This window comes from Psychrobacillus sp. NPDC093180 (genome assembly GCF_044754065.1).
Classification (GTDB): Bacteria; Bacillota; Bacilli; order Bacillales_A; family Planococcaceae; genus Psychrobacillus.
Window position 1 is genome coordinate 150,969 of record NZ_JBIVOJ010000007.1, and the last position, 25,807, is coordinate 176,775.

The 25,807-nt window shown below is 36.8% G+C and carries 28 protein-coding genes; 20 read left to right on the forward strand and 8 right to left on the reverse strand.

The window, feature by feature from the left end; genetic code table 11:
• The first annotated feature begins 22 nt into the window (after positions 1-22).
• Positions 23-1,372 carry a branched-chain amino acid transport system II carrier protein gene (gene brnQ / locus ACIP9W_RS12235; protein WP_400789686.1) on the forward strand — a complete coding sequence of 450 codons (1,350 nt, stop codon included), beginning with the start codon at positions 23-25 and terminating at the stop codon, positions 1,370-1,372.
• Positions 1,373-1,725: 353 nt separating this feature from the next.
• Here the strand turns inward: brnQ and ACIP9W_RS12240 are convergent, their stop codons facing one another.
• A complete protein-coding gene (locus tag ACIP9W_RS12240; RefSeq protein ID WP_282241191.1) occupies positions 1,726-2,370 on the reverse strand; it encodes a GntR family transcriptional regulator in 645 nt (214 codons plus the stop codon).
• Between the two features lie 87 nt (positions 2,371-2,457).
• On the reverse strand, positions 2,458-3,084 hold the full coding sequence (locus ACIP9W_RS12245) for a YfbR-like 5'-deoxynucleotidase (RefSeq protein WP_282241192.1): 627 nt from the start codon (positions 3,082-3,084) through the stop codon (positions 2,458-2,460).
• A gap of 91 nt (positions 3,085-3,175) precedes the next feature.
• Between ACIP9W_RS12245 and ACIP9W_RS12250 the strand changes: the two genes are divergently transcribed.
• The 5 genes from ACIP9W_RS12250 to ACIP9W_RS12270 all read left to right on the forward strand — a co-directional run bounded on the left by ACIP9W_RS12250 (position 3,176) and on the right by ACIP9W_RS12270 (position 6,145).
• Positions 3,176-3,634, forward strand: a complete 459-nt coding sequence (locus ACIP9W_RS12250; RefSeq protein WP_400789690.1) for a DUF3052 domain-containing protein — start codon at positions 3,176-3,178, stop codon at positions 3,632-3,634.
• Positions 3,627-4,085: a DinB family protein gene (locus tag ACIP9W_RS12255; protein WP_400789693.1), complete on the forward strand. Its 459-nt coding sequence runs from the start codon at positions 3,627-3,629 to the stop codon at positions 4,083-4,085. Before ACIP9W_RS12250 ends, ACIP9W_RS12255 begins: the two co-directional genes overlap by 8 nt.
• A 40-nt stretch (positions 4,086-4,125) precedes the next feature.
• Positions 4,126-4,611: a TraR/DksA C4-type zinc finger protein gene (locus ACIP9W_RS12260; RefSeq protein ID WP_400789695.1), complete on the forward strand. Its 486-nt coding sequence runs from the start codon at positions 4,126-4,128 to the stop codon at positions 4,609-4,611.
• A 76-nt stretch (positions 4,612-4,687) separates the two neighbouring features.
• Positions 4,688-5,077 carry a thiol-disulfide oxidoreductase DCC family protein gene (locus ACIP9W_RS12265; protein WP_400789697.1) on the forward strand — a complete coding sequence of 130 codons (390 nt, stop codon included), beginning with the start codon at positions 4,688-4,690 and terminating at the stop codon, positions 5,075-5,077.
• A 75-nt stretch (positions 5,078-5,152) separates the two neighbouring features.
• Positions 5,153-6,145, forward strand: a complete 993-nt coding sequence (locus ACIP9W_RS12270; protein WP_400789699.1) for an NAD(P)/FAD-dependent oxidoreductase — start codon at positions 5,153-5,155, stop codon at positions 6,143-6,145.
• A gap of 99 nt (positions 6,146-6,244) precedes the next feature.
• Here ACIP9W_RS12270 and ACIP9W_RS12275 read toward each other — a convergent pair whose 3' ends face one another.
• Positions 6,245-6,619, reverse strand: coding sequence for a nucleotide excision repair endonuclease (locus ACIP9W_RS12275; RefSeq protein WP_400789701.1), 375 nt, complete (start codon positions 6,617-6,619; stop codon positions 6,245-6,247).
• 131 nt (positions 6,620-6,750) lie between these two features.
• Between ACIP9W_RS12275 and ACIP9W_RS12280 the strand changes: the two genes are divergently transcribed.
• The 8 genes from ACIP9W_RS12280 to ACIP9W_RS12315 all read left to right on the forward strand — a co-directional run bounded on the left by ACIP9W_RS12280 (position 6,751) and on the right by ACIP9W_RS12315 (position 14,241).
• Positions 6,751-7,251, forward strand: coding sequence for a DinB family protein (locus ACIP9W_RS12280; RefSeq protein WP_400789703.1), 501 nt, complete (start codon positions 6,751-6,753; stop codon positions 7,249-7,251).
• 72 nt (positions 7,252-7,323) lie between these two features.
• Positions 7,324-8,307, forward strand: a complete 984-nt coding sequence (locus tag ACIP9W_RS12285) for a diaminopimelate dehydrogenase (protein ID WP_400789705.1) — start codon at positions 7,324-7,326, stop codon at positions 8,305-8,307.
• 52 nt (positions 8,308-8,359) lie between these two features.
• Positions 8,360-9,304, forward strand: coding sequence for a dipeptidase (locus ACIP9W_RS12290; RefSeq protein ID WP_400789708.1), 945 nt, complete (start codon positions 8,360-8,362; stop codon positions 9,302-9,304).
• A gap of 147 nt (positions 9,305-9,451) precedes the next feature.
• Positions 9,452-9,925, forward strand: coding sequence for a hypothetical protein (locus ACIP9W_RS12295; protein WP_400789710.1), 474 nt, complete (start codon positions 9,452-9,454; stop codon positions 9,923-9,925).
• Positions 9,926-9,937: 12 nt separating this feature from the next.
• Positions 9,938-10,312 (forward strand): DUF3221 domain-containing protein, encoded by a 375-nt coding sequence (locus ACIP9W_RS12300; RefSeq protein WP_400789713.1) that lies wholly within the window; start codon positions 9,938-9,940, stop codon positions 10,310-10,312.
• Between the two features lie 141 nt (positions 10,313-10,453).
• The gene (locus ACIP9W_RS12305; RefSeq protein ID WP_400789716.1) at positions 10,454-11,626 is read left to right on the forward strand and encodes an MFS transporter; all 1,173 of its coding nucleotides are present in this window, start codon (positions 10,454-10,456) and stop codon (positions 11,624-11,626) included.
• 904 nt (positions 11,627-12,530) lie between these two features.
• A complete protein-coding gene (locus ACIP9W_RS12310) occupies positions 12,531-13,544 on the forward strand; it encodes a beta-carotene 15,15'-monooxygenase (protein ID WP_400789719.1) in 1,014 nt (337 codons plus the stop codon).
• A gap of 91 nt (positions 13,545-13,635) precedes the next feature.
• Positions 13,636-14,241, forward strand: coding sequence for an alpha/beta hydrolase (locus ACIP9W_RS12315; RefSeq protein ID WP_400789722.1), 606 nt, complete (start codon positions 13,636-13,638; stop codon positions 14,239-14,241).
• 235 nt (positions 14,242-14,476) lie between these two features.
• On the opposite strand, the gene ACIP9W_RS12320 is transcribed toward ACIP9W_RS12315, so the two are convergent.
• The gene (locus ACIP9W_RS12320; RefSeq protein WP_400789724.1) at positions 14,477-16,609 is read right to left on the reverse strand and encodes an MMPL family transporter; all 2,133 of its coding nucleotides are present in this window, start codon (positions 16,607-16,609) and stop codon (positions 14,477-14,479) included.
• 107 nt (positions 16,610-16,716) lie between these two features.
• Between ACIP9W_RS12320 and ACIP9W_RS12325 the strand changes: the two genes are divergently transcribed.
• On the forward strand, positions 16,717-17,349 hold the full coding sequence (locus ACIP9W_RS12325; RefSeq protein ID WP_400789727.1) for a pentapeptide repeat-containing protein: 633 nt from the start codon (positions 16,717-16,719) through the stop codon (positions 17,347-17,349).
• 44 nt (positions 17,350-17,393) lie between these two features.
• On the opposite strand, the gene ACIP9W_RS12330 is transcribed toward ACIP9W_RS12325, so the two are convergent.
• The gene (locus tag ACIP9W_RS12330) at positions 17,394-18,392 is read right to left on the reverse strand and encodes an inorganic phosphate transporter (protein WP_400789730.1); all 999 of its coding nucleotides are present in this window, start codon (positions 18,390-18,392) and stop codon (positions 17,394-17,396) included.
• A gap of 11 nt (positions 18,393-18,403) precedes the next feature.
• Positions 18,404-19,024: a DUF47 domain-containing protein gene (locus tag ACIP9W_RS12335; protein WP_400789733.1), complete on the reverse strand. Its 621-nt coding sequence runs from the start codon at positions 19,022-19,024 to the stop codon at positions 18,404-18,406.
• A gap of 262 nt (positions 19,025-19,286) precedes the next feature.
• On the opposite strand from ACIP9W_RS12335, the gene ACIP9W_RS12340 reads away from it, so the two are divergent.
• The 5 genes from ACIP9W_RS12340 to ACIP9W_RS12360 all read left to right on the forward strand — a co-directional run bounded on the left by ACIP9W_RS12340 (position 19,287) and on the right by ACIP9W_RS12360 (position 24,310).
• Positions 19,287-19,796, forward strand: a complete 510-nt coding sequence (locus ACIP9W_RS12340; RefSeq protein WP_282241210.1) for an NfeD family membrane protein — start codon at positions 19,287-19,289, stop codon at positions 19,794-19,796.
• An 18-nt stretch (positions 19,797-19,814) separates the two neighbouring features.
• Positions 19,815-21,347: a flotillin lipid rafts scaffold protein FloT gene (locus ACIP9W_RS12345; RefSeq protein ID WP_400789736.1), complete on the forward strand. Its 1,533-nt coding sequence runs from the start codon at positions 19,815-19,817 to the stop codon at positions 21,345-21,347.
• 125 nt (positions 21,348-21,472) lie between these two features.
• Positions 21,473-22,405, forward strand: a complete 933-nt coding sequence (locus ACIP9W_RS12350; RefSeq protein WP_400789739.1) for an HD-GYP domain-containing protein — start codon at positions 21,473-21,475, stop codon at positions 22,403-22,405.
• Positions 22,406-22,420: 15 nt separating this feature from the next.
• Positions 22,421-23,797: a class II fumarate hydratase gene (gene fumC / locus ACIP9W_RS12355; protein WP_400789742.1), complete on the forward strand. Its 1,377-nt coding sequence runs from the start codon at positions 22,421-22,423 to the stop codon at positions 23,795-23,797.
• 21 nt (positions 23,798-23,818) lie between these two features.
• Positions 23,819-24,310: a PCYCGC motif-containing (lipo)protein gene (locus ACIP9W_RS12360; protein WP_400789744.1), complete on the forward strand. Its 492-nt coding sequence runs from the start codon at positions 23,819-23,821 to the stop codon at positions 24,308-24,310.
• Between the two features lie 72 nt (positions 24,311-24,382).
• Here ACIP9W_RS12360 and rsiV read toward each other — a convergent pair whose 3' ends face one another.
• Entirely contained in the window at positions 24,383-25,249 is an 867-nt protein-coding gene (rsiV, locus tag ACIP9W_RS12365; protein ID WP_400789746.1) for an anti-sigma-V factor RsiV, read from the reverse strand.
• Positions 25,246-25,743: an RNA polymerase sigma factor SigV gene (locus ACIP9W_RS12370; RefSeq protein WP_400789749.1), complete on the reverse strand. Its 498-nt coding sequence runs from the start codon at positions 25,741-25,743 to the stop codon at positions 25,246-25,248. Before ACIP9W_RS12370 ends, rsiV begins: the two co-directional genes overlap by 4 nt.
• Between the last annotated feature and the right edge of the window lie 64 nt (positions 25,744-25,807).

The following is a 25,807-nucleotide window of genomic DNA, read 5'->3' on the forward strand; positions in this document are numbered from 1 at the left end:
TTATATCACAGGAGGAAGAAAGATGGACAAAAAAATATCATTTTCCAATTACCTTGTTATTGGGGTAATGTTATTTGCACTGTTTTTTGGAGCAGGCAATTTAATATTTCCAGCAAGTTTAGGACAAAACGCTGGTACAAATCTATGGCCGGCAGTGCTAGGATTTTTAGCAACTGGTATAGGATTACCTTTCCTAGGTACACTTGCAATGGGCTTTTCAGGAAGTAAGAATTTACAAGACTTATCAAACAGAGTACATCCTATATTTGCAGTAATATTTACTTCAGTGTTGTACTTAACAATAGGGCCGTTCTTTGCACTTCCAAGAACAGGGGCAGTATCGTACGAAATAGGGATTCAACCTTTTATAGGTGCAGAATATGCACAGATTGGATTACTTATCTTCACGGTATTTTTCTTTGGGGTAACGATGTTATTCTCATTAAATCCCTCTAAAATTGTGGACAATGTTGGGAAGTATTTAGCACCGGGAATAATCGTTGGACTATTTATTTTATTATTCTTTGTTGTTATAAAGCCTATGGGTGGATTTGAGGAACCTCACGGAAGTTACGTAGACAAAGCATTTATGACTGGGTTTACAGAAGGCTACAACACAATGGATGCACTGGCATCTTTAGTATTTGGTATCATTGTAATTACTGCAATTCGATCAATGGGTGTTAATTCAACCAAAGGGATTATCGGAGCAACAGCAAAAGCTGGTGGAGTTGCAATTTTCTTTTTAGGTTTAATTTATGCTGGTATCGCTTATTTAGGGGCGACTAGTACTGGAATTTTTGGTTTGTTTGACAATGGAGGACCAGTGTTAAGTAGTGCTTCAGAGCATTATTTCGGTTCTTTTGGGGCAGTTTTATTATCTGTAGTAATCTTCTTAGCATGTTTGACGACGAGTATTGGGTTGTTAACTGCATGTGGGGAGTATTTTCATACGCTAATGCCGAAAATTAGTTATAAGGCTTTTGTCATTTTCTTCAGCGTATTTACTTGTATTATTGCTAACTTTGGTTTATCGAATATTATAACGTATTCTATTCCAGTATTGATGTTGTTATATCCATTAGCGATTGTACTCATTTTGTTAACGTTCTTATCTCCATTTTTTAATCACGCGAGAATTGTATATGTGAGTGTTATGTTCGTTACGTTTTTAATAAGTGTTATTGATGGATTTAAAGCATTATGTGATTCATTAGAAATCGAACATTATAGCTGGTTAAAGCCAATTGTATCGTTTTATGAGAATAGCTTACCATTCTACAATGTTGGTCTAGGTTGGCTTATACCATTTGTGATCGTTACAATTATTACGGGTGTTATTGCTAGGTTTCAAAAAGTAGCAACAGTATAAATTATACTAGGAGTTTTCACCTTTCACTTCCATCCAATGGGCGAGTAAGGAATAATAATATAAAGCTTATAAGTAAAAAGGTTCACTCTAGTTATAGGGTGAATCTTTTTTTGTGAATACAGGGAATCATAAACATGTAATGGATAGCTTTGTCATAAAGAGAGAGGGGTTTGAAATATTTCTAAAAAAAGAAGTGCAAGGGACAAAAACAATAAAAAGAGAGGCTGGTTGTGATGTTGATCACGACAGCCTCTTGTAAAATTAAACGGTTATAATTTAAGCTTAAATGCGGTTTAAAGCACTTCAACTTACAAAATAAATGAGGTTTTATAATTAGAAAACGCTATACGTTTTTAAAATTCTTCGATTGTATATATCCAATTTGAACGCATCGTTTCTGCTAGCTTGGTTGCATCTTTTTCTCGTAGAAGCTTAATAATCTCTTCATGTTGTTCAATGGAGTATTCTCTTAAAATGATCTTTTCATAATAGAATAATCTTCGCACATGGGCTTGAAGCATTTCTACCATAGAAAGTATGTATGGATTATTTGCACTATCTACAATAATCTTGTGAAATTCTTCATCTACTTTTAATGCAGTAGTGAATTCTTTCGTGTGTAGTGCTTCTGCAAATTGCTTGTTTTTTTCCTCTAGTAGTTGAAGAGTAGCTTCGTCTATATTAGAAATGGCGAGCTCCGCTGCAAGCGCTTGCAATACAGCGAGCGGAGGTAGAAGATTATTTATATCCTCCGTTTCTACAGCAGTGACTTGGGTAGCTCTTCCCGGTTGCATGGATACGAAACCTTGTGACTCTAATAGTTGCAATGATTCTCGAATTGGGGTTCTACTTACACCCAATGCTTTTGCAAGTTCGATATCATTCAATTTTTCTTGCGGTTGTAGTGTCCCATCAATAATCCATTGTTGTAACTGATTGAACGCATGGATTTTAGCAGTGGTGCGTACAGGTTTTGAATGATTTACAGGGATTGGCATTCTACATCCTCCTCTCAATTATCTTAATAGTTCAATAATAGTATACACTATATTATACGATATATCGTATTTTTGAAGGAATTAATTTTATTCCATCAGTATTTTTAATGTTATTGTTTTTACATCGATAACAGATTCCTCTGCTATTATATCTTGAAGCATCACTTCTTTAAAATAGGCGATACTTTTAGGGAGTGGAATTTTGAAAATTTTTCGAAGCGCAGTTTCATACATCTTTAGAAACTCTATATCTGTATTTCCACGTTGCAATTCTGCAAAAGCTTCGTAGACTTGGTCCAGTTTATCAGCAAGCTCTAATAGTCTACCTTCTATTGTTTCATCTTTACCTTCTTTCATCCTGTCGAAAAACACGGCTTGGAATTCTTTAGGTATTTCTTTTTTTATAAAGTTTTCCATCATTTTTTCTTCTACATGTGAAAGCATTTGTTTCAATTCGGGGGAAGCATGCTTTACGGGAGTTTTGATATCACCGATGAAAATTTCTGCAAAGTCATGGTTAATCGTTTTTTCGTAAAGTGATTTCCAGTTAATCGTAGCTCCATTATTTTCTTCTATTGTAGCAAAGAACATAGCATATTGGGAAACCTTCCAAGAATGTGCCGCAACATTATGCTCTTCAAACTTAAAACGTCCAGGAGCTCGAATAATTCTTTCTAAATCGTTCATACTCATAAAAAACTTATGGATTCCCATTAAAACCACTCCTTTATTTTTTATTTTACCTTATTTGAGAATTTAATGAAGTAAATGTACTATTTAAATTAAAAAGAAAGTAGGTAATAAATTGAGTCAGATACATCCTATATTAAAAAAATTGCAATGGAAAGAAAATGAAAAAGCAGTTTTAATCGTAAATGCTCCAAAGGAATATGAAGAAGTAGTCAAGGCGTTTGAAGGAAGGGTAGATAGAGAACCAAAAGAAGAAAAGTACCCATTCGCTCAAATATTTGGAACGACCATTGAAGAAGTATCTACGCATGCCAAATCTGTAGTTCCTTCTTTAGAAGAGGATGCTCTTTTTTGGCTATGTTATCCGAAAAAGTCTTCAAAAGTTTATAAAGGAACAAATTGCAACAGGGATACCGTCGCAAAAGTTCTGGGGAAAGAAGGGTTCGAACCAGTACGAAACATTGCAATAGATGATGATTGGTCAGCTCTACGTTTTCGAAAGGTAGAGCACATTAAAAAAATGGTAAGAAAGTTCGCACATACCGAAGCGGGAAAAGAGCGAACAAATGATTAATGATGTCATAAAACAATTGAAATATATTTCTAAAACAATAGAACAATTATTTCAATATGTTGATGTGGAAATACAACATAGACAACCAATAGCAAATAAGATGAGCGTATGGGAGGTGTGTGTGCACCTTGCTCAAATTCCGAAAGCCGACCTACTAATCTTGGACGGTTATTCAGAAGAGCAGATGACCAACTATTATTACATGAACACTCCGCTTAGTATAGACAATGCCAAAAATCAATTTCTAGCTGGGATTCAAGAACTGCTTTTTTTATGCGAGAAGCTAACGAAAGAACAATTGGATAAAAAGTTTACGACGTATTGGAATAGTGAATATAGTACAGCAGAATGGTTAATCCAAATAGTAACACACTTAGTCCACCATCGAGCTCAATTATATCAGTACTTATTGTTGCTAAATCGGGATGTGGAAATTGTTTTATTTCGATGAAATATGGGTAATCCTAATGTAACCCCAAGGAGGAATTTATATGTCGAAATACGATAAATTAAAACATACATTATTAAACCGTTTAGAGGAGCTAGAACAAAGTAAAGAGAATGACGAAGAATTTGAAACGACAGAGCTATCCAATTACGACAATCATCCAGCAGATAACGCAACAGATTTAACAGATAAACACACACGGCTAGCTTTACGAAAACATTCTGAAGAGGAAATAGCTGATATAAAAGAAGCTTTAACAGCTATAGATGAAGGTATTTATGGAGTATGTACAGAATGTGGTAAAGAAATTCCGATGGAAAGGTTAGAAGCTATCCCAAGTACTACTACTTGTGTAGAACATGCTCAACAGCAAGTGAACGACGAAATACGCCCACTAGAAGAATCCATACTAAATTCTTCAACGGATCAACCGATCAAAGATGAAGACCCTCGTATTAGGGATTATGAAAACAGCTTTGAAATTTTAGAGGAAGTCGGTTCGTCAGATACTCCTTCTGATAAGCAGTAAACGTAATGCCTCAGTATTTATGTACTGAGGTTTTTTCTGTTATAACTGATATACTGTAAAAAAGGAGTGATTACGTATGTCTGCTATTGTTTTGTTTGACGGAGAATGTAATTTCTGCGATGCAAGCGTTCAATTTATTATTAAAAGAGATCCTCAAGGGTATTTTCGCTTTGCTGCTTTACAAAGCGATATGGGTGAGAAACTAAAGAAAAAGCATTTAATACCTGAAATGTTGGATAGTGTGATAGTAATTGATAATAATACAGTATATGAGTCCTCCGATGCGGCACTTGCGATTTGTAAAAACTTAAGTGGGATGTGGAAGGGATTTTATGTGTTCAAGGTCATTCCTAAGTCGTTTAGAGATCAGGGGTATAAAATGATCGCCAACAATAGATACAAATGGTTCGGGAAAAAGGATAGTTGCACCATTCCATCTCCAGATATACGAAACCGATTTCTGTAAGATGGGCTCGATTTATGATAGGCTAAGATTGAGAATCATTTTCATTCTTGAAAAAGTAGTAAGGTGGGTGTAAGTATGGACGAGGAATTATACGATGTAATTATTATTGGCGGAGGTCCAACAGGACTATTTGCTTCTTTTTATGCTGGATTACGTGATTTGAAAGTGAAGATAATTGATAGCTTGCCACAATTAGGCGGTCAACTAATGGAGCTATATCCGGATAAATATATATACGATGTAGGTGGACTTCCCAAAATTTTAGCGAAAGACTTAGTAGCAAATTTGGAGGAACAGGCTGCTTACAGTAATCCGACTATTTGCTTGGAAGAGACGGCAATGTCACTTGAAAAATTTCCAGATTATTTTGCTTTAACGACCGATAAAGAAATACATTATTCAAAAACAATATTGCTTACTTCTGGTATTGGTTCTTTTCAACCTCGGAAGTTAAATGTTCCGGGAGCAGTAGAGTATGAAGGGAAGAACCTTCATTACAAAGTAAAAGATATAAATCATTTTAAAGACGCTGATGTGCTCGTATTAGGTGGGGGAGACTCTGCTCTCGATTGGTCCTTGATGTTGGATGATGTTGCTTCGAACGTTACCATTTGTCATCGCAAAGAACAATTTACGGCACATGAAATGACTGTACAGCAATTATTAAATTCAAAGATTCAAGTTAAAACGCCTTATACCATTAAAGAATTAGTGGGTGATGGGCAAGCGGTTCAAGAAGTAGTAATTGCTGCAAAAGATAAATCTGAACAGCGGATACCAGTTGACCATGTCATTGTAAATTACGGAAACGTTGCATCGCTAGGACCATTAAAGGACTGGGGGCTGGATATGCAAAAGAATTCAGTTGTTGTAAATGAAAAAATGGAGACGAATATAGAAGGGATATATGCTGCAGGGGATGTGTGTACACATGAAGGAAAAGTGAAGCTAATAGCAGTTGGTTTTGGAGAGGTGCCAATTGCTATTAGCCATATTAAAACTTTCATCGATCCGAAATCTCGTGTTCAACCACTCCACAGTACGAGTATTTTTGAGGCTGCAAAATAAAAACTTAAGCTAAACAGATAAGGGAGATTCCGAAAGTGAAAGCAAACAAAAACACAAAGAGAAAATGAAACACCTTCTCTTTGTGTTTTTATTTGGTACTTATCTAAAAAAAGCTTTGTCGATATTGTATTTAGATTTTAGTGTATTAATCGCATACGTTTCGTAAATTTCACGATCCATCGCTTCTTCTACTATACATACACTGATTTTATACACTTCATCACGATGTTTAATCATGGGCGATACATTGTCTTCAAAATGCTTTTTAATACGTTGTCTAATTTTACGTGCTTTCCCGACAAATAATAGCTCATCATTTTTGTTAAAAAACATAAAGATGCCACCTTTATCACGAGGGATTTGGTGGAAGTCGATAAATCCATAAATCGATGGAATTTCAATATCTCCTTCTTTTACTACTTGTTCACGCTGGGTAATAGTAACATTTGGTTTTGGTAATTCGATTTTAATCAATTTGCTCACGTCCTCTTATTGTCTGTCCTTTAGTCTACCATAACAAAGCAGTAATATCTATTCGCAAGAAAGAAGGAATCTTTCTTTTGTATATCGAAATAGAACTTATAGAAAAATTTGGAGGGATTCACTTGATTAGAAAATTAGAAGATTTTTTGATGAACTGGAAACATGAGTCTGAATCAACGCTGAAAATATTAAATACATTGACTGATGAGTCGTTAAATCAAAAAGTATATGACGAAGGAAGAACGCTCAGGACGCTTGCTTGGCATATCGTTGTAACAATAGATGAGATGATTGGGAAAACTGGATTGCAATTTAAAGCTACTCCACATGATGCACCGAAACCAAAAACAGTTAAAGAAATGGCAGTGGCATACAAAGAATCTAGTGATGAAATGGTTGATGCGATAAAAGCACAATGGTCAGATGAAACGCTTCTCGAAGAAAAAGATATGTACGGCGAAACATGGACAGTTTCAACTATCCTTCAAGTATTAATATCTCATCAAATACATCATAGAGGACAAATCACAGTGCTAATGAGACAAGCGGGACTAGCTGTTCCTGGAATGTACGGCCCATCAAAAGAAGAGTGGTTGGCTTTTGCTGAAGAAGCACCTGAATAATTATCCGTTGACTGTTTTGAATTATGCATGTATTTTTAATACTATGAAATCGTAAATGTGGAGGAAAAGTAAATGAGTAAAATAAGAATTGGTATTATCGGCTACGGAAACCTAGGTCGAGGAGTCCAGTTAGCAGTAAAACAAAATCCTGATATGGAGTTAGTAGGAGTTTTTACTAGACGTGATCCATCAACTGTTCAAGTAAATGATGCTTCTGTTGGTGTGTTTTTAGTAGAGCAAGCAATAGATTTTCAAGATAAAATCGATGTCATGATTCTATGTGGTGGTTCTGCCAAAGATTTACCTGAACAAACGCCCCAAATAGCACAAAACTTCCATACTGTAGATAGCTTTGATACACATGCATTAATACCGGAGTTTTTTGACAAAGTAGATAAAGCTGCAAAAGCTTCTAATAAAATAAGTGTCATTTCGGTTGGATGGGATCCAGGTTTATTCTCCTTAAATCGCTTGCTTGGAGAAGTGGTGCTTCCACAAGGTAATACATATACATTTTGGGGGGACGGTTTAAGTCAAGGGCATTCCGATGCAGTACGTCGAATTGAAGGCGTGAAAAATGCAGTTCAATACACATTGCCAGTAAAAGAAGCGGTAGATCGTGTTCGGAATGGAGAACATCCAACACTTTCAACACGTGAAAAGCATACTAGAGAATGTTTCGTTGTCTTAGAAGACGGGGCTAATCAGGAAGTAGTGGAGCGCCAAATTGTTACTATGCCAAACTATTTTGCTGATTATGACACGACAGTCCATTTTATCTCGGAAGAAGAACTACAACAAAATCACAGTGGAATGCCACATGGTGGATTTGTTATTCGAAGTGGTGAAAGTGGCAGTAAAGAAAAACAATTGATGGAGTTTTCTTTGAAGTTGGAAAGTAATCCTAACTTCACTTCTAGTGTGTTAGTGGCATATGCAAGAGCAGCATATCGTTTAGGGCAAACTGGTCAAAGTGGTGCGAAAACAGCATTTGATATTCCATTTGGTCTACTTTCACCAAAGTCTGCTGAACAGCTTCGTGCAGAATTACTATAAAATTCAACCGGTAACTCTTTATAAGGGTACCGGTTTTTTTAGGAGATTAGAGATGAAAATATACGACTTACATTGTGATGTGCTTTATAAGCTCGCTAAAGCGGAGTCCCCGATTTCTTTTACAGATTCCCCTTTGCTACAAGCAAATAAAGAGCGTTTAGAGGCTGGTAAAGTTGCTCTACAACTATTTGCTGTGTTTGTATCCGAAGGATTTCCGAAAGAACAGCAATTTATGGAGGCAGTCCGACAAATTGAATTTTTCCATACTGAAATTGTTGGGAAGCATGATGATATAGTACCCATTTATAAGTGGGAACAGCTCGAAACGCTACAAGAAGGGCAAATCGGTGCAGTATTATCATTGGAAGGCTTGGACATGATAGATAAAGACATTCAAAAGCTAAAGTTGCTGCTATCTCATGGGGTTAAATTAGTTGGTCTTACTTGGAATGGGGCAAATGCTGTAGCTGACGGTGCAGCAGAGGAGTCTGGAACAGGGTTGACTCCATTTGGTGAAGAAGTAGTCACGTTATTAAACGAGCAAAATATTATTATCGACGTATCCCATTTAAGTGAAAAATCATTTTGGGACGTACTTCCTAAAGCAAAATGGCTTATGGCTAGCCACTCGAATGCAAGAGCGTTATGCGACTCGAATAGAAATTTAACGGATCAGCAATTAAAAGGATTAATTGAAAGAGATTCCCCGATTCATATTGTCTACTATCCACAGTTTATTAACAATTCTGAAAAATATGTGGATATGTCGGATTTAGTAAGACATGTCGATCATATTACTTCTCTTGGAGGGGAACATTTGGTAGGATTAGGCTCAGACTTTGATGGAATAAGTGAATTTGTGAACGGGTTGGAAGATGCATCGAAGACTCAGAGCCTAGTAATGCATCTATTGAAGGACTATACAACTGAGCAGGTTCAAGGTTTTACATCGCGAAATTTTGGTCGATTTGCGGCAAAGATTAGCAAGGAGGAATAAGACAATTGGGTAGTTTACCAAATTGGTTTTTTGCAGTTGCTATTGCAGTAGTTATTTGTTTTGTAATCGTTGCCGAATGGTGGACGCGGAGAAGTTAACGAGTATGCTATACTAGACAAATGAAATAGATAAAGAAAGAGGAATCACATGCTAACATTTGAAGAAAAAGAAGCGATTATCCAAGAATTTAAGGAGCTCACTAGAAAAGAAGTTTCTTTAAAACGAGTAAATTACCATTATGAAGAAAGTTTATATGAAAAAACAACAGTTGTTTATCACCTTCATCCGAATGGAAATGGATTTGTCTATGTGGGAGATCTTGTCCAATATGAAGAAGCCAATGATAAAGGAATGCTGAACATCCGGGAGGCTACTGCGGATGAATTGAGACAAACGATTAAAGACTCTATCGCTTATTTAGCGACGGAGGAAGAAGAGATTGTTTTGGAGGAAGTAGAAGAAGAGTGGAAAAACAAAGAAAACTCGAAGCTAACCTTATTGCAAGAAGATGAAATGTGGAATATTTATCATGGCTATAATTTAGAAGAAAGCTTCGGTTCCTATGCAGAAGCAAAAAGCTACTTATTAGAAGAGGGCTTTCGAAAAGTTGCTTCTAAGTAAGGGGGATTTTAGGTGAAAGGAAGATCTACTGTTGCCATCATGTTGGTCCTCACGTTTATAGCTATCGGAGCTATCGCTTATTTCATCATGCAGTTTTATGATAAAAATCCCACTCAATCACAGCCATCTAACTATATGACTGGTATCATTGTAGATATGAATAACACGAGTATACTTGTCGTGAGTGACCTTTTAGCTGAGGAAGCAAAAGATCTTACCGTACAAGAAGCAATAGATAATGGAAAAGATGCCACCTGGTTTACAATAACGATGGGGCAACGAGATACGCTCGAAGTATATGATGAAGTAAAAGTTGGTTATGATGCGTTAGAGGAGTCTTATCCAATGCAAGGAACAGCCAAAACACTTGAAAAGTTGAATGAATAGTAAGAGAGAGTTGCCCGTTTAGTTAAACGAGTGACTCTTTTTATGGTCTTTTGAACTTAAATCGGGTTCTTGTATAGTACTCGGTGGCATGGTATTCTTTTGCAAGTATGCAATTATTTTTAGAATGAAAGTAGGGAACAAATGACGAAAGATCAGCGAAAGAAATTATTTGTTTTAATGATAAATATGTTTATTGCGATAGGGAGTTTTGGAATCATTATTCCTATTTTACCAGCCTATTTAAAGTCAATAGGGCAAGGGGGAACAGCGGCAGGACTGATGATTGCAATATTTGCCGGAGCGCAGCTAGTTATGTCCCCGATTGCTGGGAAGTGGGCAGATAAATATGGAAGAAGAATTATGATAATTGCGGGGTTAAGTGGCCTAGCGTTATCTATGTTTGTATTTTATTTTTCTGATTCTGTAAGTATTTTATATGTTTCGCGTGTTATAGGTGGAGTTGGAGCTGCGTTATTAGTACCAGCAATTTTTGCATATGTCTCGGATATTACAACAATGGAGCAGAGAGCTAAAGGGAATAGTTTTATATCTGCAGCGATGTCACTTGGAATCGTTGTCGGTCCGGGTATTGGTGGTTTCCTAGCAGATTTTGGATTGAAAATGCCATTACTAGTTTCTGCGGTTGTAGGAGTTCTTGCTGTTATTTTTTCATTGTTTGTCCTAAAAGAAAGCAAACCGGAAACAAGTAGCACTCCTGAAAATAAATCAGAGCCTATGGTAAAAGAGATTGTTCAATCGTTTAAGAAACCATATTTTATTCCACTTGTTATCACATTAGTAATGAGTTTTGGACTAATGGCGTTTGAATCGGTTCTTGGGCTTTTCGTGGACAATGAATTTGGTGCTTCTCCTCAGGATATTGCCTGGATGGTGACGGCTACAGGAATTGTCAGTGTCATAGTCCAATTGATAGCTGTTGACTGGGTTGTGCGCCGTTTTGGTGAGGAAAATGTGTTGAAGATATTTTTAGGTGTGGCCGCTTTCGGGTTTCTCCTTTCAATTGTCGTATCAAGCTATGCATTTTTCTTTGTCATTACAATGATTATCTTCCTTTCTTCCTCGATTTTACGGCCAGTACTCACGACGTTAATCTCGAAACTAGCAGGCCAGGAACAAGGCTTTGCAATGGGGATGAATAATGCATATATGAGTATAGGTAATGTGTTAGGACCTCTTCTAGCAGGTTTATTGTATGATGTGCACATCATATATCCATTTGTTTTAGGGTTGATCGTATTACTTATTACAATGATCGGATCGATTTTGTGGAAGGGTACGAAGAAAATAGCATAAGAAGAGCTGTTCCATAAGTTGTATTATGGAGCAGCTTTTTTGGCATTAGGAATTATAAGCTCAATGGTTTGTTGATCAGTATAGGGAAACTGCGAAGTAGGTAGTTGAGGAAGTTGTCCGCTAGATTTTCACTGCAGTCGTACGCTTTCCGCCGGGTGAGCGATGAGCCATTCCCTCCGCTTAGGGCGTCGTTGGAATGTCTCATTTTGCTCCCTCATCCGGCAGGAGTCGACGTCTGCAGTAAAAATCAATAATAAATGCTTGTTTATTCAGGTATCGACTTGCTAAAAACCAACTATTAAACAGATTTTCAACTGGGTAAATCCAATAAATGGTGGAGTGCGACAATATCCACTGTGACTGCGATAAACTAGCCCTTGAACACGACAAAATACCGGCTGAACGCGACAAAGTCGATGCTTTTTGTAAAGCCATCAATAATGCGCCATTATTCTCTGCGTCTCACTCCAAGTAAACTTGTTTTATGAATAGTTGGTTGCTCTGAGGGGTAATTTGGTTGCTTTCAGACTGCCTCTAGTTGCTCTCAACAGACGTTTGGTTGCTCTCAGTATAGAACTGGTTGCTTTCGCCAGTTTTTGATCGCCCTTAGCCATTTTCTGGGAGATATTTATTCTGTCGCTACATAATTGGAGGGATTTAGTGCGGCCGCGCGAGACGCCCGCGGAAAGCGAAGCGCCGCCGTGCCAAATTCCTAGTGGTCACCTAATAAAATTTCTTATGTCGCAGTATCCCTATAATGTGCAATCTTCCATTGATTGTTCCCACTTACTAAACCGGATAGCAAAAGGAAGATGAGCCCTTCTTTAATGTCACAAAATTGTATCTTTTTGGCGTAAGGTTTTATAAAGAGGAAAGATATAATAAAAGAAAAGGAGGAATTTACATGGTTTATCGTAAAACCCGAAAGGCTAATTTAGCACTGGCATTTCTTCTTCTATTACTTGCAACGAATTTTCTTCTTTATCAATCTGGTGTACCAGATTTTTTATCTCTTCCTTTAACTAGCGGTGTCGCGATTGGATCACTTATTGATTTAGCGATTGTTGCACCTATTTTAGTTTATGTCGCATTTAAAATATCTATTAAACAAACAATTGGATTAATGGTGTTTGGTTTAGTAATAGCAAGATTTCTAATACCTGCTGGGCTATATGCGCCGTATAAAGGAATATTATATGCTGGTCTTGCATTAGAGGCATTGCTAGTGTTTGCAGAACTAGCGCTTATTTTTATCGTAATCCGTAAAGGTTCTGCAATTCGAAGTGAGATGAAAGTGATGAACGAGGGGGCAATTTATAGTTTACTTCCAACTGTTGAAAAAGTGGCAACCAAAAATGTGTTTATCCGCCTATTAATGACTGAATTTTTAATGTTTTATTATGCTTTGTTTACATGGAAAAAGAAAGCACCTAGTCATGAAGGCGTAGTAACCATGCACAAAAAAACGAGCGCAATTGCGATGAATATTATGCTCCTCCATGCAATCCTAATTGAAACAATTGGGCTACATTGGTGGTTACATGAAAAGTCACTCGTACTGTCGATTATATTACTGTTCTTAAATGTATACTCTGTCTTTTTTATAATAGCCGATATCCAGATTACACGACTTCATCCAATGGAAATAAAGAACGGAAAACTATATATCACACAAGGGATGGCCTCGCGAATTGTAGTTACTCTATCAAATATTAAAGAAGTAGAGTGGGATGTTGCTTTAACGAATAAGCATACATTGCAATTTATCTATAAGGATTTTGAAAAAACAGACCCGCAAGCTATCATTCGCTTACATGAACCGATAGAAGCAGTAATGTTTATGGGAGTAAAAAAGAAAGTAACTGAATTTGCAATTCGAGTGGATGAGCCAGAAAAGTTGAAGCAACTGTTACTATAAGTAGTTTCAATGTAAACTCTTTTATTTGACCTATCATATGAATGAAGTTATGATTACCTTGAATTCGAGATATATAGGGAGGAGTATGAACATGAAACATGTTTTTTATAAAGGTGACGACCAGTCAAAACCAACATTATTATTATTGCACGGTACAGGAGGAAATGAGCATGATTTAGTTGGGCTCGGAAAAGAGATCGACGGAACAGCTAATATACTAAGTGTTCGTGGAAATGTTTTAGAAAATGGAATGCCGCGATTTTTTAAACGTTTAGCTGAAGGTGTTTTCGATCTGGAGGATTTAAAGTTCCGTTCAGAGGAATTAAAAAACTTCATCGATGAAGCTGCGAAAAATTATGAATTCGATCGTAATAATGTGGTCGCAATCGGCTATTCAAACGGTGCTAATATTGCGGCCAACCTATTATTCGAATACAACAACGTATTAAAAGGTGCTATTTTGCATCATCCAATGGTTCCAAGACGTGGAGTAGAACTTCCACCACTTACAGGTGCACCTGTATTTATCGGTGCAGGGAAAAATGATCAAATGTGCCCTGCGACAGAATCAGAGGAATTACGTGATTTACTACAAGATGCCGGAGCAGAAGTGGAGTTGTATTGGCATTCCTATGGTCACCAATTAACGCAAGACGAAGTACAAGCTGCTAAAACTTGGTACAATAATAACTTTTAATAAGAAGCTATATAAGATCTAATTATTTATTGGAAAAGACAAAAACTGCTAAGCAAAGATTTTCCCGCATTAACGGGCAGTAAGACTCCCGCTTCAAGATTTAAGAAAAGCGAAAAGGTAAGCGAGAGATCAACTGCCCGTAAAAGCCCGATTGGTTTAACTAACAATCAGTGGGGGATGAAGAAAACCCCCACTGATTGCGGTTTCACTTTATCTTGCTTAGCAGTTTTTTATCTCAATGCCATTTTCCTGCTTTATATGGCCCTTTTCTAAAAGGCATCCACCAATTCCATTTTCCAAATAGTTTCATTAAGCTTGGAACTAATAATAGTCGAATAATTGAGGCATCAATTGCAACTGCAATCGCAATGCCAAGTCCGATTTGTTTTACTGGCATCACATCGGTAAAGGCAAAAGCACCTGTGATGACAATCATAATAAGTGCTGCAGACGTGATAACTTTACTAGTGGAAGTTAATCCCTCTATTGTAGCAGCTGTATTATTAAGACTTTTCGAATACTCTTCTTGAATACGGGAAATTAGGAATACCTCGTAGTCCATACTTAGACCGAATACTAAACTAAATACAATAACCGGAATGATTAACGCAATTGTTGTTTCTGCTATACCAAAATGACCGTATTGGAATATGTAAACAAGTATTCCGAACGTCGAGGATAGACCAATTATATTCATAATAATTGCCTTCAGTGGGATTAATATAGAACGGAAAGCAATCATTAATATGATAAAGGTAGACCCCAAAATAATTGCAAGGAGTAAACCGACTTTATTGAAAATCTCATCGAAAATTTCCTGATTGAATTTAGGCTGACCACCTAACATCATATCGACACCTAAATCTTTTTCTGACCATTCCCGTGCCCAATCCTGTGCTTCATCGGAGGAGCCATTCAAATCCAGTGTTACTGGGATTAATAACTTCTTTCCTTGAACAAATGATTCCAACAAAGGAGTTAACTGAGCTTTTACTTCAGGTACCTGCAAGCTTTGCTCCCATTGTTCAATGGTGGAAATATTACTTGCACTAAAAATAGTATTAACTGAATCTACATGTTTATCTTCTAACAATTGTTCCTCTATTTTTTTCATTACTTCAAGTCCATCTGTATTTTCCCAGCCATCGTTTCGCTCAGCAATCATATAAACAGTCGATTTCTCTCCTAAACCGAACTCTTTATCCATTAATTCGTAAGCTTGACGAGAATCATAAGATAAGGGCAACGAATCTACTTGCGGAATCGTAAGTTTCATATCTTTTACAGGTATAATTCCAATTCCTAAAATCAGGAGCGCTACAACTACTAAGGACACTGGTCGTTTCATAACAAATGCAGCAAAGTTACGCCATCTAGTTGAAGCACCAGGCTTTACTCGAATAATTGTCCATTTATTAATGCGATCTTTCATTAACATTAACAGGGAAGGGAGCAGCGTAATAGAGGCTAACACGGCCATTGATACAACGAGCATTCCTCCAAGTGCAAGGTTTTGGAAAATCTCTACTTTCATAACAAGCATTGCACCTAACCCGATAAATACACATACTGCAGAGAAAATAATCGAACGGCCGGCAGTTTGGATCGATGTTTGAACAGCATCTACTATAGAATTCTTTATGCGCTCTTCTTTATAGCGGTTGATAAGTAATAACGCAAAATCGATACTTAAAGCGAGTCCGAGCATAGGAATAATATTCAACACAAAGATAGATAAATTCATCGTTTCGCTAAATAAAGTCATAATGCCGAATGTGGATACTACTGTTACAATACCGACTGCAAGTGGGACAAATGCAGCAAATACACTCCCAAAAGCAAGGAGTAGCACAATAATGGCAATTGGTATTCCAATTGCTTCTGCACTTGCTAAATCTTTTTGACTTGCAACATTAATATCTTTATTTATAGCGGCGCCTCCGGTTAGTGTAACTCCTTTTTCACCGTCGATAGCATTACGAATTTTATCTACCACCTCAGCCATATCCTCCGTGTCTCCACTGAAATGTAACATGGCATAAGCAACATGATCTTTAAAAAGAGTAGGATCATTTATAGGTGATTGGATCGATTCAGCAATTTGTAAATCTTCCATCTTAGAAATAGTTTGCTCTATCGTTTCATTCGACACCTGATCAAAAACGATAAATAAGGTTTCAGCTGGAAGGTCAAATGTATTCGTTAATTCTTCCATCACAAGTTGATGCTCACCTTCTGTGCTAAACCCGTCTCCTTCCAATAAACCGGGCAAACGAATAGCAAGTACTGCTAAAGCAATAAAAAGTACTAACCATAAGCTCAATACAAATTTATAATAGCGTGTCACTATATTAGACAACCATTGCATAAAGTTTCCTCCTCATGCTAAATAACTTTCTTTATTGTACTAGAAAGAAGAGAGCATATACTAATATAATGTTAAGAGAAGAGGAACAAAATAAGGGAGGAAACGAATTGAAAATTACTCCACCAAAGCTACGTAGCTTTTTATCTGAACTGGATGTAAATAGTGCACTTTTAGAAGATTTTTATGTATCACAAGGAATCGTGACATTTTTAGAGTTAGAAGAGGAGCAAGAAGATAAAATCATATTTGATCAAATACACTTTCAAGGAGTTTCAATGGAAGGAGTACGATTCCAACAGGTTGAATTCGTAGATTGTTTGTTTGAAAAATGTGATTTGTCTAATGTGGATTTTGGAGATGCGGTATTTCATCGGGTAGAGATTAGAAACTCCAAGCTTTTAGGAACGAATATTTCTCAAAGTAGACTGACAGATGTGAAAATAGAAGATTCTGTTGCCAATTATATGAGCATGAGTTTTTCAAAATTGAAGAAAGTATTGTTCAAACAAACCTCTATAAATCGTGCAGATTTTATCGAGTCAACATTTGATAAAGTAAGTTTAGAAAAATGTGAACTAGATGGTGCAAATTTCACCGAAACGGATTTAAAAGGAGTTGATTTAAGTACAAATACATATGAACAGCTCACTGTATCCATGGAGAAACTTGCGGAATGTACTGTATCGACTGAACAAGCGATAGGCTTTGCAAAATCACTCGGTTTGGTTATTAAAGAATAAAGGATACTTAAAAAAACCTCGCCTTTTAGGGCGAGGTTTAGTTATTAAAAGAATAAGTTTAGTACTTGGAATATAGCTCCGGCTAATACTGCAGAAATCGGTAATGTAATAATCCAAGTCATGACGATTTTCTTCGCAACTCCCCATTTAACACCTTTCGCACGTTGGGCAGTCCCAACTCCCATAATAGCAGAAGAAATAACATGCGTTGTGGAAACTGGTAAATGAATAGTTGTAGCTCCAAAAATAATCATGGCAGATGATAAGTCAGCAGCGGCTCCATTTATAGGACGAATCTTCATAATTTTACCGCCAACCGTTTTAATAATCTTATAACCACCAATGGAAGTACCTAATCCCATTGCAGTTGCTGCAGCAATTCGTACCCATAACTGAATATCATCAGTTGTTTGTAACTCGGCTGCGATTAAAGCCATAGTAATAATCCCCATTGCTTTTTGCGCATCATTTGTACCGTGTGTAAAGGATTGTAATGCAGCAGTTCCGATTTGAAATGTACGGAAACCTTTATTTGTCCCATATAGGCTTGTCTTTCTAAAAAGTACTTTGAATAAAGACATCATTAAAAATCCAACTGCCAACGCTAGAAATGGTGAAATGATTAATGCTTGAATGATTTTGATAAATCCTTCCCAGTTTAAAACAGCAAACCCAGCAGCAGAAACCGCAGCACCTGCAATAGAACCGATTAAAGTATGTGAAGAACTGGAAGGGATCCCGTAATACCAAGTTACTAAGTTCCATATAATAGCAGAAAGTAAAGCTGCTAAAATAATGAGGGAACCATTTTGTAAAAGGAACGGATCAACGATATCTTTTGTAATTGTTTTTGCAACTCCGGTAAAAGTAAGTGCTCCAACAAAGTTCATCACAGCTGCCATTAATACAGCAACTCGAGGTTTTAATGCTCTTGTTGAAACAGAAGTTGCAATAGCATTAGCCGTATCATGAAACCCATTTATAAAATCGAAGGCTAAAGCAAAAACGACAACAAGAATTGTAAGAATTAAAATAGAATCCATAAGGCGTACTCCTACGCATTTCGCATGATAATTGCTTCAATCGTAGTAGCTACGTTTTGGCAATAATCTGCAACTTCTTCTAGTTTTTCATATATATCTTTAAATTGAATAATCCGTATCGGGTCTTTTTCATTTAAAAACAGTTGTTTAATAGATGAACGAAGCACTTCATCACACTTACGTTCATAATCTTTAATAAGAACAGAATTCTCATGCATTTTAAGTAGCTTCTTCTGTGCAAGTAGCTCCATAGCTTTTACAATTTCATCTGTACTCTTCACAATATATCCTAAAAACGTACGCATTGAATCATCGATTTCAATAAGAGAGAACATTTCTAAATTTGCTGTGAAATCATCAATGCCATCTAAAATATCGTCCATTCTAACAGCTAATTGCAAAATATCCTCTCGTTCAATAGGAGTCATAAACGACTTGTTCAGCATAACAATTAGCTCATGAATTAGTTTGTCTCCTGCTGTCTCATAGTTTTTTACTTTTACGCTAATTTCCTTTAAATCTGCAACAGTTTCAATGCGGAAATCATCTGCATAGTGCGTTGCTTCTTGCACGTTTTTAGCAATATTTAACAAGGATGCGAAAAAGGGATCTGTTTTCTTTGAACCAATCATAAAAAAGCCTCCTGGACTTTAAAGTTTATTTTCAACGTTTTTCCTCAAATAGCATACCAAAAAAAATACAAAATCTACACACTTTTTACTTCAATTTATCAAAATTTACAATGCTGTAACATTACTACCTAAAATAAGGGTTAAAATGACGAAAAAAAGCGCTCTTTGTCGAATCAAATTCAAATATTTATAAGAATGTAAAAATATGAAACTTTCCATTAGTTCGTTCGTATATAAGTTATAAAAGTATAAAGAGGAAGGGGTGAGAGAAATAGAACAAATCTTCTTGTATGGATTATTCGCTATTGGGTTGATCACGATATTATATGTGTTGTTTGCAGATGCGATAGATGGAATGGACAGTGGAATTTTAAATCCTACGACTGTACTTACTTTCTTATTATTTATCTGTGCTACCGGGTTTATACTATTAAAGTTAACGAACTGGAACGAAGAAATAATTATCATCGTAGCACTTGTAGTTTCGAGCATAATAACATTTCTATTATACTTCTTTGTTCTTGTTCCATTAGCTTCTGCAGAAGTTTCAACAGCATATACAAATGAGTCACTGCAAGGTCAGGTCGCACGAGTAATTGTTCCTATTCCTATGGATGGTTTTGGAGAAATCGTTATTGAAACAGTGAATGGAATCATTTCGAAAAGGGCAACCGGATATGACCAAGAAGAAATTGAGTATGACAAGCAAGTGTTAATAATTGATGTGGAAGATGGTACATTTTTAGTAAAAGAATATGAGCCTTTAAAATAATAATAGGGGGAATGTGAAATGGATTTTGGACTTTTAATCGTAATAGGAATTGTAGTCTTTGTATTAATCGTTGTGCTTGCAGTATATATCACAAAATATCGTACAGTTGGCCCAGATGAGGCGCTTATCGTAACAGGAAGTTATTTAGGATCGAAAAACGTGCATACGGACGATTCCGGGAACCGTATTAAAATAATTCGCGGTGGAGGAACATTCGTATTTCCGGTATTTCAAAAAGGAGTACCCCTAAGCCTTTTATCGAGTAAGCTAGAAGTTACAACGCCAGAAGTGTACACAGAGCAAGGAGTTCCAGTGATGGCAGATGGAACGGCAATTATTAAAATCGGAGGATCGATATCCGAAATTGCCACTGCAGCGGAACAGTTTTTAGGGAAAACAAAAGAAGACCGTGAGAATGAAGCAAAAGAAGTATTAGAAGGTCATTTACGTTCCATTTTAGGATCTATGACAGTAGAAGAAATATATAAAAATCGGGATAAGTTCTCCCAAGAGGTACAAAGAGTTGCTTCTCAAGACTTAGCGAAAATGGGATTAATCATTGTTTCCTTTACGATAAAAGATGTTCGAGATAAAAATGGTTACCTAGATTCACTAGGGAAACCAAGAATTGCTCAAGTCAAAAGAGATGCAGACATCGCAACGGCAGAAGCAGAAAAAGAAACACGTATTAAACGAGCAGAAGCCTCTAAAGACGCGCAACGTGCAGAACTAGAACGAGCTACAGAAATTGCAGAGGCAGAAAAAGATAATCAATTGAAAGTGGCGGAATATCGCCGTGAACAAGATATCGCCAAAGCACGTGCTGACCAAGCATACGAATTGGAAACCGCACGTTCTAAACAAGAAGTAACTGAACAGGAAATGCAAATTCAAATTATCGAACGTCAAAAACAAATCGAACTGGAAGAAAAAGAGATCTTACGTCGTGAAAGACAATATGACTCAGAAGTAAAGAAAAAAGCAGACGCGGATCGCTATGCAATTGAGCAAAATGCAGCTGCATCTAAATCACGTGAAATTGCAGAGGCAGATGCGGAGAAATATCGAATTGAAGCAAAAGCAAAAGCGGAGGCAGAAAAAGTACGATTGGACGGACTTGCCAAAGCAGACTCTCAACGTGCTCAAGGGGAATCAGAAGCAGATATTATTCGCCTAAAAGGTCTGGCAGAAGCCGAAGCAAAACGCAAAATTGCCGAAGCATTCGATATGTATGGTCAAGCAGCGGTTCTAGATATGATTGTCCATATGTTACCGGAATATGCAAAACAAATTGCAAGTCCGCTTTCGAATATCGACAAGATTACTGTAGTCGATACAGGAAGTGGAGAAGGTGGCGGCGCAAACAAAGTGACGTCTTATGCAACTAATTTAATGTCTACCTTGCAAGAAACGTTAAAAGCATCCTCTGGAATTGATGTAAAAGAAATGCTTGAAAACTACTCTGGTAAAGGGAATATACGTCCAAGCATTGAACAGTTGACAGAAGAAGTAAAAAAGTCCAATGAACTCGTTCACGAAAAAGCAGAATAGCAACAAAATGAAAAGCGCTCAGAAAATATTTCTGAGCTTTTTCATTGTATTTCATTTATTCTAAATAAACTATATAATATATATACATAATGTAGGATATTGTCGAATGAATGGAGGCAAATAGCATGCTAACAATTGAACAGGTACAAGATATTAAGCAAAAGATGCATTTGCCGAAAGTTGTGACGGATAAATCTATAACAACTTACATAGGGAGTGCGAATGGCATTACGTATTGCTTATACACCTTACTTCCTTGGAGTACCTCTTGGATAAATTATATTCCAAACGAGCATGTAGAGTTTATAGAAAACTATACCATTCTATTTGGCGAGTTAGAGATTGAAAGAGACGGAGAAAAAATGACGCTATCTCCTGGTGATGTCCTTGATGCGAGACTCGATCATGCGGTTCATACTTGTTATGCAAAAGATACGGTGGAAATTCTGTTTGAAATGACTTCCTTTATCTTTGAGCCGAATTTTTTTGAGAGAGAAATTATTCAACGGGATGCATGGAAAATACAAGAAGTGGATGGGTATACTTACCATCACTGTGCTCGTATTAGAGATTACTCTATTGAACTGTGGAAAAGAATTAATCCTCAGAAAAGCTTAGCCATTATCAGTATAGGTTCTTATTTTCACGATATAGGAAAACTGGCTATTCCATTAGAGATTCTAACCAAACCAAGTAAATTGACGGAGGAAGAATGGAAAATCATCAAGAAGCATACTACGTTTGGTGCCGAAATGATGAGAAACCATGAAGTAGAACGCTTGCGGGAAGCCGCTTTTATTGTAGAACAGCACCATGAGCGGTATGATGGAAAAGGATATCCATACGGGCTCAAGGGTATTGAGATTTCATTAGAAGCTTCTATTGTTTCCGTAGTAGATGCGTTCGATGCAATGACAACGAACCGTGTCTATAGGGGGGCTATGACGATTGAAGAAGCTCTTCAAGAAATGAAAAACGGCAGAGGCACTCAATTTAACCCGCTTGTAGTGGATGAGTTTTTAAAAATGCTAGAAGAAAAAAACAACAAATGGTACTGAAAGGGAGAGAGAAAAATGTCTTATCGTATTGAACGTGATTCTATGGGAGAAATCCAAGTTCCACAAGATAGTCTTTGGGGAGCACAAACGCAAAGATCTAAAGAAAACTTTAAAATTGGTAATGAAAAAATGCCGGTTGGTGTTGTTCATGGACTTGCCCTATTGAAAAAATCTGCCGCAATAGTTAGTCACTCTCTAGGAAATTTATCAGAAACAAAAAAAGATGCAATTGCAGCAGCTGCAGACGAAATTCTAACAGGAAAACTAGATGCACATTTTCCATTAGTCGTATGGCAGACAGGTAGCGGTACGCAATCGAATATGAATGTGAATGAAGTAATTGCTCATCGTGGAAATCAACTCCTTGAAGAAAAAGGGAGCGAAGAACGACTTCATCCAAATGATGATGTTAACAAATCCCAAAGCTCAAATGATACATTCCCAACAGCTTTACATATTGCAGGAGTGCTAGCTGTCGAAAAGCAGCTTCTACCAGCAATTGATATATTAAAAGAAACATTAGGTAAAAAGTCAGAACAATTTATGGATATCGTGAAAATTGGTCGTACACACTTGCAAGATGCAACACCTCTTTCACTAGGACAAGAGTTTAGCGGTTGGCATCGTATGCTCGAAAAATCAGCTAAAATGATTACGCAAAGTGTGCAAGACATGAAAGAACTTGCGATCGGTGGAACAGCAGTAGGTACGGGACTAAACGCGCCGAAAGGATTTGGTGATTTAGTAGCAGCTGAAATTTCTAAGGCATTGAGTATTGAATTTACTTCAGCAAAAAATAAGTTCCACTCTCTTACAAGCTATGACGATGTTGTTTATGTACATGGTGCAGTAAAAGCACTTGCTGCAGACTTGATGAAGATCGCTAATGATGTACGCTTACTAGCAAGTGGACCACGTTCAGGTATCGGAGAAATTTCTATTCCAGAAAACGAACCAGGAAGTTCTATCATGCCAGGTAAAGTGAACCCAACGCAAAGTGAAGCGATGACAATGGTTGTTGCTCAAGTAATGGGGAATGATACAACAATCAGTTTTGCTGCAAGTCAAGGACATTATCAATTGAATGTTTTCAAACCGGTTATTATTCATAACTTCCTACAATCAGTTCGCTTATTAAGCGATGCAATTATTAGCTTTAACAATAATTGTGCAGTGGGCATTGAACCAAACTTAGAAACAATTGAGCACCATGTAAATAATTCACTCATGTTAGTTACAGCATTAAATCCATATATTGGTTATGAAAATGCTGCGAAAATTGCGAAGCATGCACATAAAAATGGTACTACATTGAAAGAAGCTGCTGTAGCGCTTGATTTATTAACTGCTGAAAAGTTCGAGGAAATTGTCCGTCCAGAAAAAATGATATAAGAAGAAAAGAGATTTATTCATATGAAAAAAATACTATTTATATGCCTCATTTCTATTTTAGTCCTTTCTGCATGTGGCCAGAAAGAGACGAAAGAGAATCACGAGGGACATGAAGACCATATTGCACATTTAGCAAATGGAGATATCCAAGAAACGACTGCCTCAACAGACGTGTTGCCAACATTTTTAGACAATCAGTCAGAGGATATGCAACTTGTGTATCAAGCAGCTGCCAAAGCACACGATGTATTAAAATGGATACCTTGTTACTGCGGTTGCGGTGATAGTGCAGGGCATAAGGATAACTTTAACTGTTTCGTTCAAGAGATAAAAGAAAATGGAGAAGTTGTGTGGGATGACCACGGAACACGCTGTGCGGCTTGTTTAGAAACGGCGGTTACTTCTATCAAAATGGTCCAAGAAGGTAAGTCATTAGTAGAAATTCGTAACACAATTGACGAAGCTTACAAAGAGGGCTATGCAGCACCAACTAAAACACCAATGCCGTCTTAACTAGCAAAACTGCTCCTACTCACGAGTTTGTGAGTAGGAGCAGTTTTTTGATGCAAAAGTGAGAACTGGTCATTATTTTATATAGTAGTCACTTATTAAAATATCACGTATCACTTCAGTTGGAATTTCAAACGTTACCATCCCCATATAACCAGGAGCTACCTCGTATTCGTCAAAGGATATAATAAGTTTATTATCTGCGGTAATGTAAAATTGTTGATCAGGTAAAATGGATGCAAAGCCATCTCCATCTTCTTCCAAAAAGTAAACAACTTCTTCATTTGCCATTTGTTTTTTCATTTCCTCTTTAATATAAGCAGAGATTACTTGCACATAGGAGTCATCTTTAAATAAGCTTGGTAATGTAATATATAATTCGTGTTCTTTATCGATATTGTCATATGTTGCAGACTCGCTACCTGAAGCCATTATTTCTAAGTTTCTGTTTTGAATTACGAGCAAAGAATCAGTGTCGGTCAACACTTCATAGTCTGCATTTACTGCGTAATTTCCCCCTCCTGCAGCTTTCATTTCCTCCATTTTCTTTTGGAAGTTATCGTAAAGTGCTTCGTTTTCTGCGATGTATTTGTCATTTAACATTTGTTCTAATTCTTTATTTTCTAAGCCTGTTACATTCGGAGTTGAGATGTCTGCATTAAAATTATCTTCTGCTATTTTAATCTCTTGCACGGTAACGACTTGAACGATGGAACCGAGCATCGGTACAGAGGAAAGGGATTGAGCTAGAGCTGGGCTTACATTGACGCTTGTTATAAATAATGCTGCCGCTGCCGCTAAACCGATTCCCCATTGTTTAACAGGCTTCCTTCTTTTCTGTTTTCTCTTTGCTTCTTTAATGGAGTTTTTCACTATATTATTTAATTCCATAGGTATTTCAACTTCTTCATATTTCTTTTTGGCATCCTGTAAATTCTTCATAATTCCACCTTCTCTTCCATGTTTATTCGCAGCTTTCGAAGTGCTGTATACAATCTCGTTTTGATGGTATTTGAATTTTCGTGCTGTATCTCTGCAATTTCATCTATTTTTAAATCCTCGAAAAAACGAAGTACAATAATCGTTTTATATGGTTCATTTAGATGGTCGATGGCTTCATATAAATCATAATCTTTTTCGAGATCATGCTGCTCGGGCAAAAACGTATGAAGGATATCATCATCCATTGCTTGCATACGACCGTGCTTTCGGATGAAATCTATTGCAGTATTTACAACAATACGATAAAACCATGTTTTGATATATCGCTCTTCCTCTAATCGATCTATTGAATTTAACGCTTTAAAAATGCTGTCTTGAATAATATCTAGAGCGTTCTCTTTATTTTTTACATAACTAAAAGCTAATCGATAATAATCGTTTTGATGTTCTATTATATAGTTTTCAACTAGTTGAAACTTTTCCTTATTCGTCATGACGTATATGAACTCCTTTTTCCCGTACCCGCGATTACGTTTCAAAGATTAGACGGGCAAGTGT

Bases quoted from the DNA above. Each gene is read 5' to 3' on its own strand.
- ACIP9W_RS12260 (WP_400789695.1), top strand. From the start codon at position 4,126: ATGTCGAAATACGATAAATTAAAACATACATTATTAAACCGTTTAGAG.
- ACIP9W_RS12315 (WP_400789722.1), top strand. From the start codon at position 13,636: ATGAAACATGTTTTTTATAAAGGTGACGACCAGTCAAAACCAACATTA.
- ACIP9W_RS12240 (WP_282241191.1), bottom strand. From the start codon at position 2,370: ATGCCAATCCCTGTAAATCATTCAAAACCTGTACGCACCACTGCTAAA.
- ACIP9W_RS12295 (WP_400789710.1), top strand. From the start codon at position 9,452: ATGCTAACATTTGAAGAAAAAGAAGCGATTATCCAAGAATTTAAGGAG.
- ACIP9W_RS12255 (WP_400789693.1), top strand. From the start codon at position 3,627: ATGATTAATGATGTCATAAAACAATTGAAATATATTTCTAAAACAATA.
- ACIP9W_RS12310 (WP_400789719.1), top strand. From the start codon at position 12,531: ATGGTTTATCGTAAAACCCGAAAGGCTAATTTAGCACTGGCATTTCTT.
- ACIP9W_RS12360 (WP_400789744.1), top strand. From the start codon at position 23,819: ATGAAAAAAATACTATTTATATGCCTCATTTCTATTTTAGTCCTTTCT.
- rsiV (WP_400789746.1), bottom strand. From the start codon at position 25,249: ATGAAGAATTTACAGGATGCCAAAAAGAAATATGAAGAAGTTGAAATA.
- ACIP9W_RS12350 (WP_400789739.1), top strand. From the start codon at position 21,473: ATGCTAACAATTGAACAGGTACAAGATATTAAGCAAAAGATGCATTTG.
- ACIP9W_RS12270 (WP_400789699.1), top strand. From the start codon at position 5,153: ATGGACGAGGAATTATACGATGTAATTATTATTGGCGGAGGTCCAACA.
- ACIP9W_RS12335 (WP_400789733.1), bottom strand. From the start codon at position 19,024: ATGATTGGTTCAAAGAAAACAGATCCCTTTTTCGCATCCTTGTTAAAT.
- fumC (WP_400789742.1), top strand. From the start codon at position 22,421: ATGTCTTATCGTATTGAACGTGATTCTATGGGAGAAATCCAAGTTCCA.
- ACIP9W_RS12290 (WP_400789708.1), top strand. From the start codon at position 8,360: ATGAAAATATACGACTTACATTGTGATGTGCTTTATAAGCTCGCTAAA.
- ACIP9W_RS12330 (WP_400789730.1), bottom strand. From the start codon at position 18,392: ATGGATTCTATTTTAATTCTTACAATTCTTGTTGTCGTTTTTGCTTTA.
- ACIP9W_RS12245 (WP_282241192.1), bottom strand. From the start codon at position 3,084: ATGGGAATCCATAAGTTTTTTATGAGTATGAACGATTTAGAAAGAATT.
- ACIP9W_RS12265 (WP_400789697.1), top strand. From the start codon at position 4,688: ATGTCTGCTATTGTTTTGTTTGACGGAGAATGTAATTTCTGCGATGCA.
- ACIP9W_RS12320 (WP_400789724.1), bottom strand. From the start codon at position 16,609: ATGCAATGGTTGTCTAATATAGTGACACGCTATTATAAATTTGTATTG.
- ACIP9W_RS12370 (WP_400789749.1), bottom strand. From the start codon at position 25,743: ATGACGAATAAGGAAAAGTTTCAACTAGTTGAAAACTATATAATAGAA.
- ACIP9W_RS12305 (WP_400789716.1), top strand. From the start codon at position 10,454: ATGACGAAAGATCAGCGAAAGAAATTATTTGTTTTAATGATAAATATG.
- ACIP9W_RS12285 (WP_400789705.1), top strand. From the start codon at position 7,324: ATGAGTAAAATAAGAATTGGTATTATCGGCTACGGAAACCTAGGTCGA.
- ACIP9W_RS12345 (WP_400789736.1), top strand. From the start codon at position 19,815: ATGGATTTTGGACTTTTAATCGTAATAGGAATTGTAGTCTTTGTATTA.
- brnQ (WP_400789686.1), top strand. From the start codon at position 23: ATGGACAAAAAAATATCATTTTCCAATTACCTTGTTATTGGGGTAATG.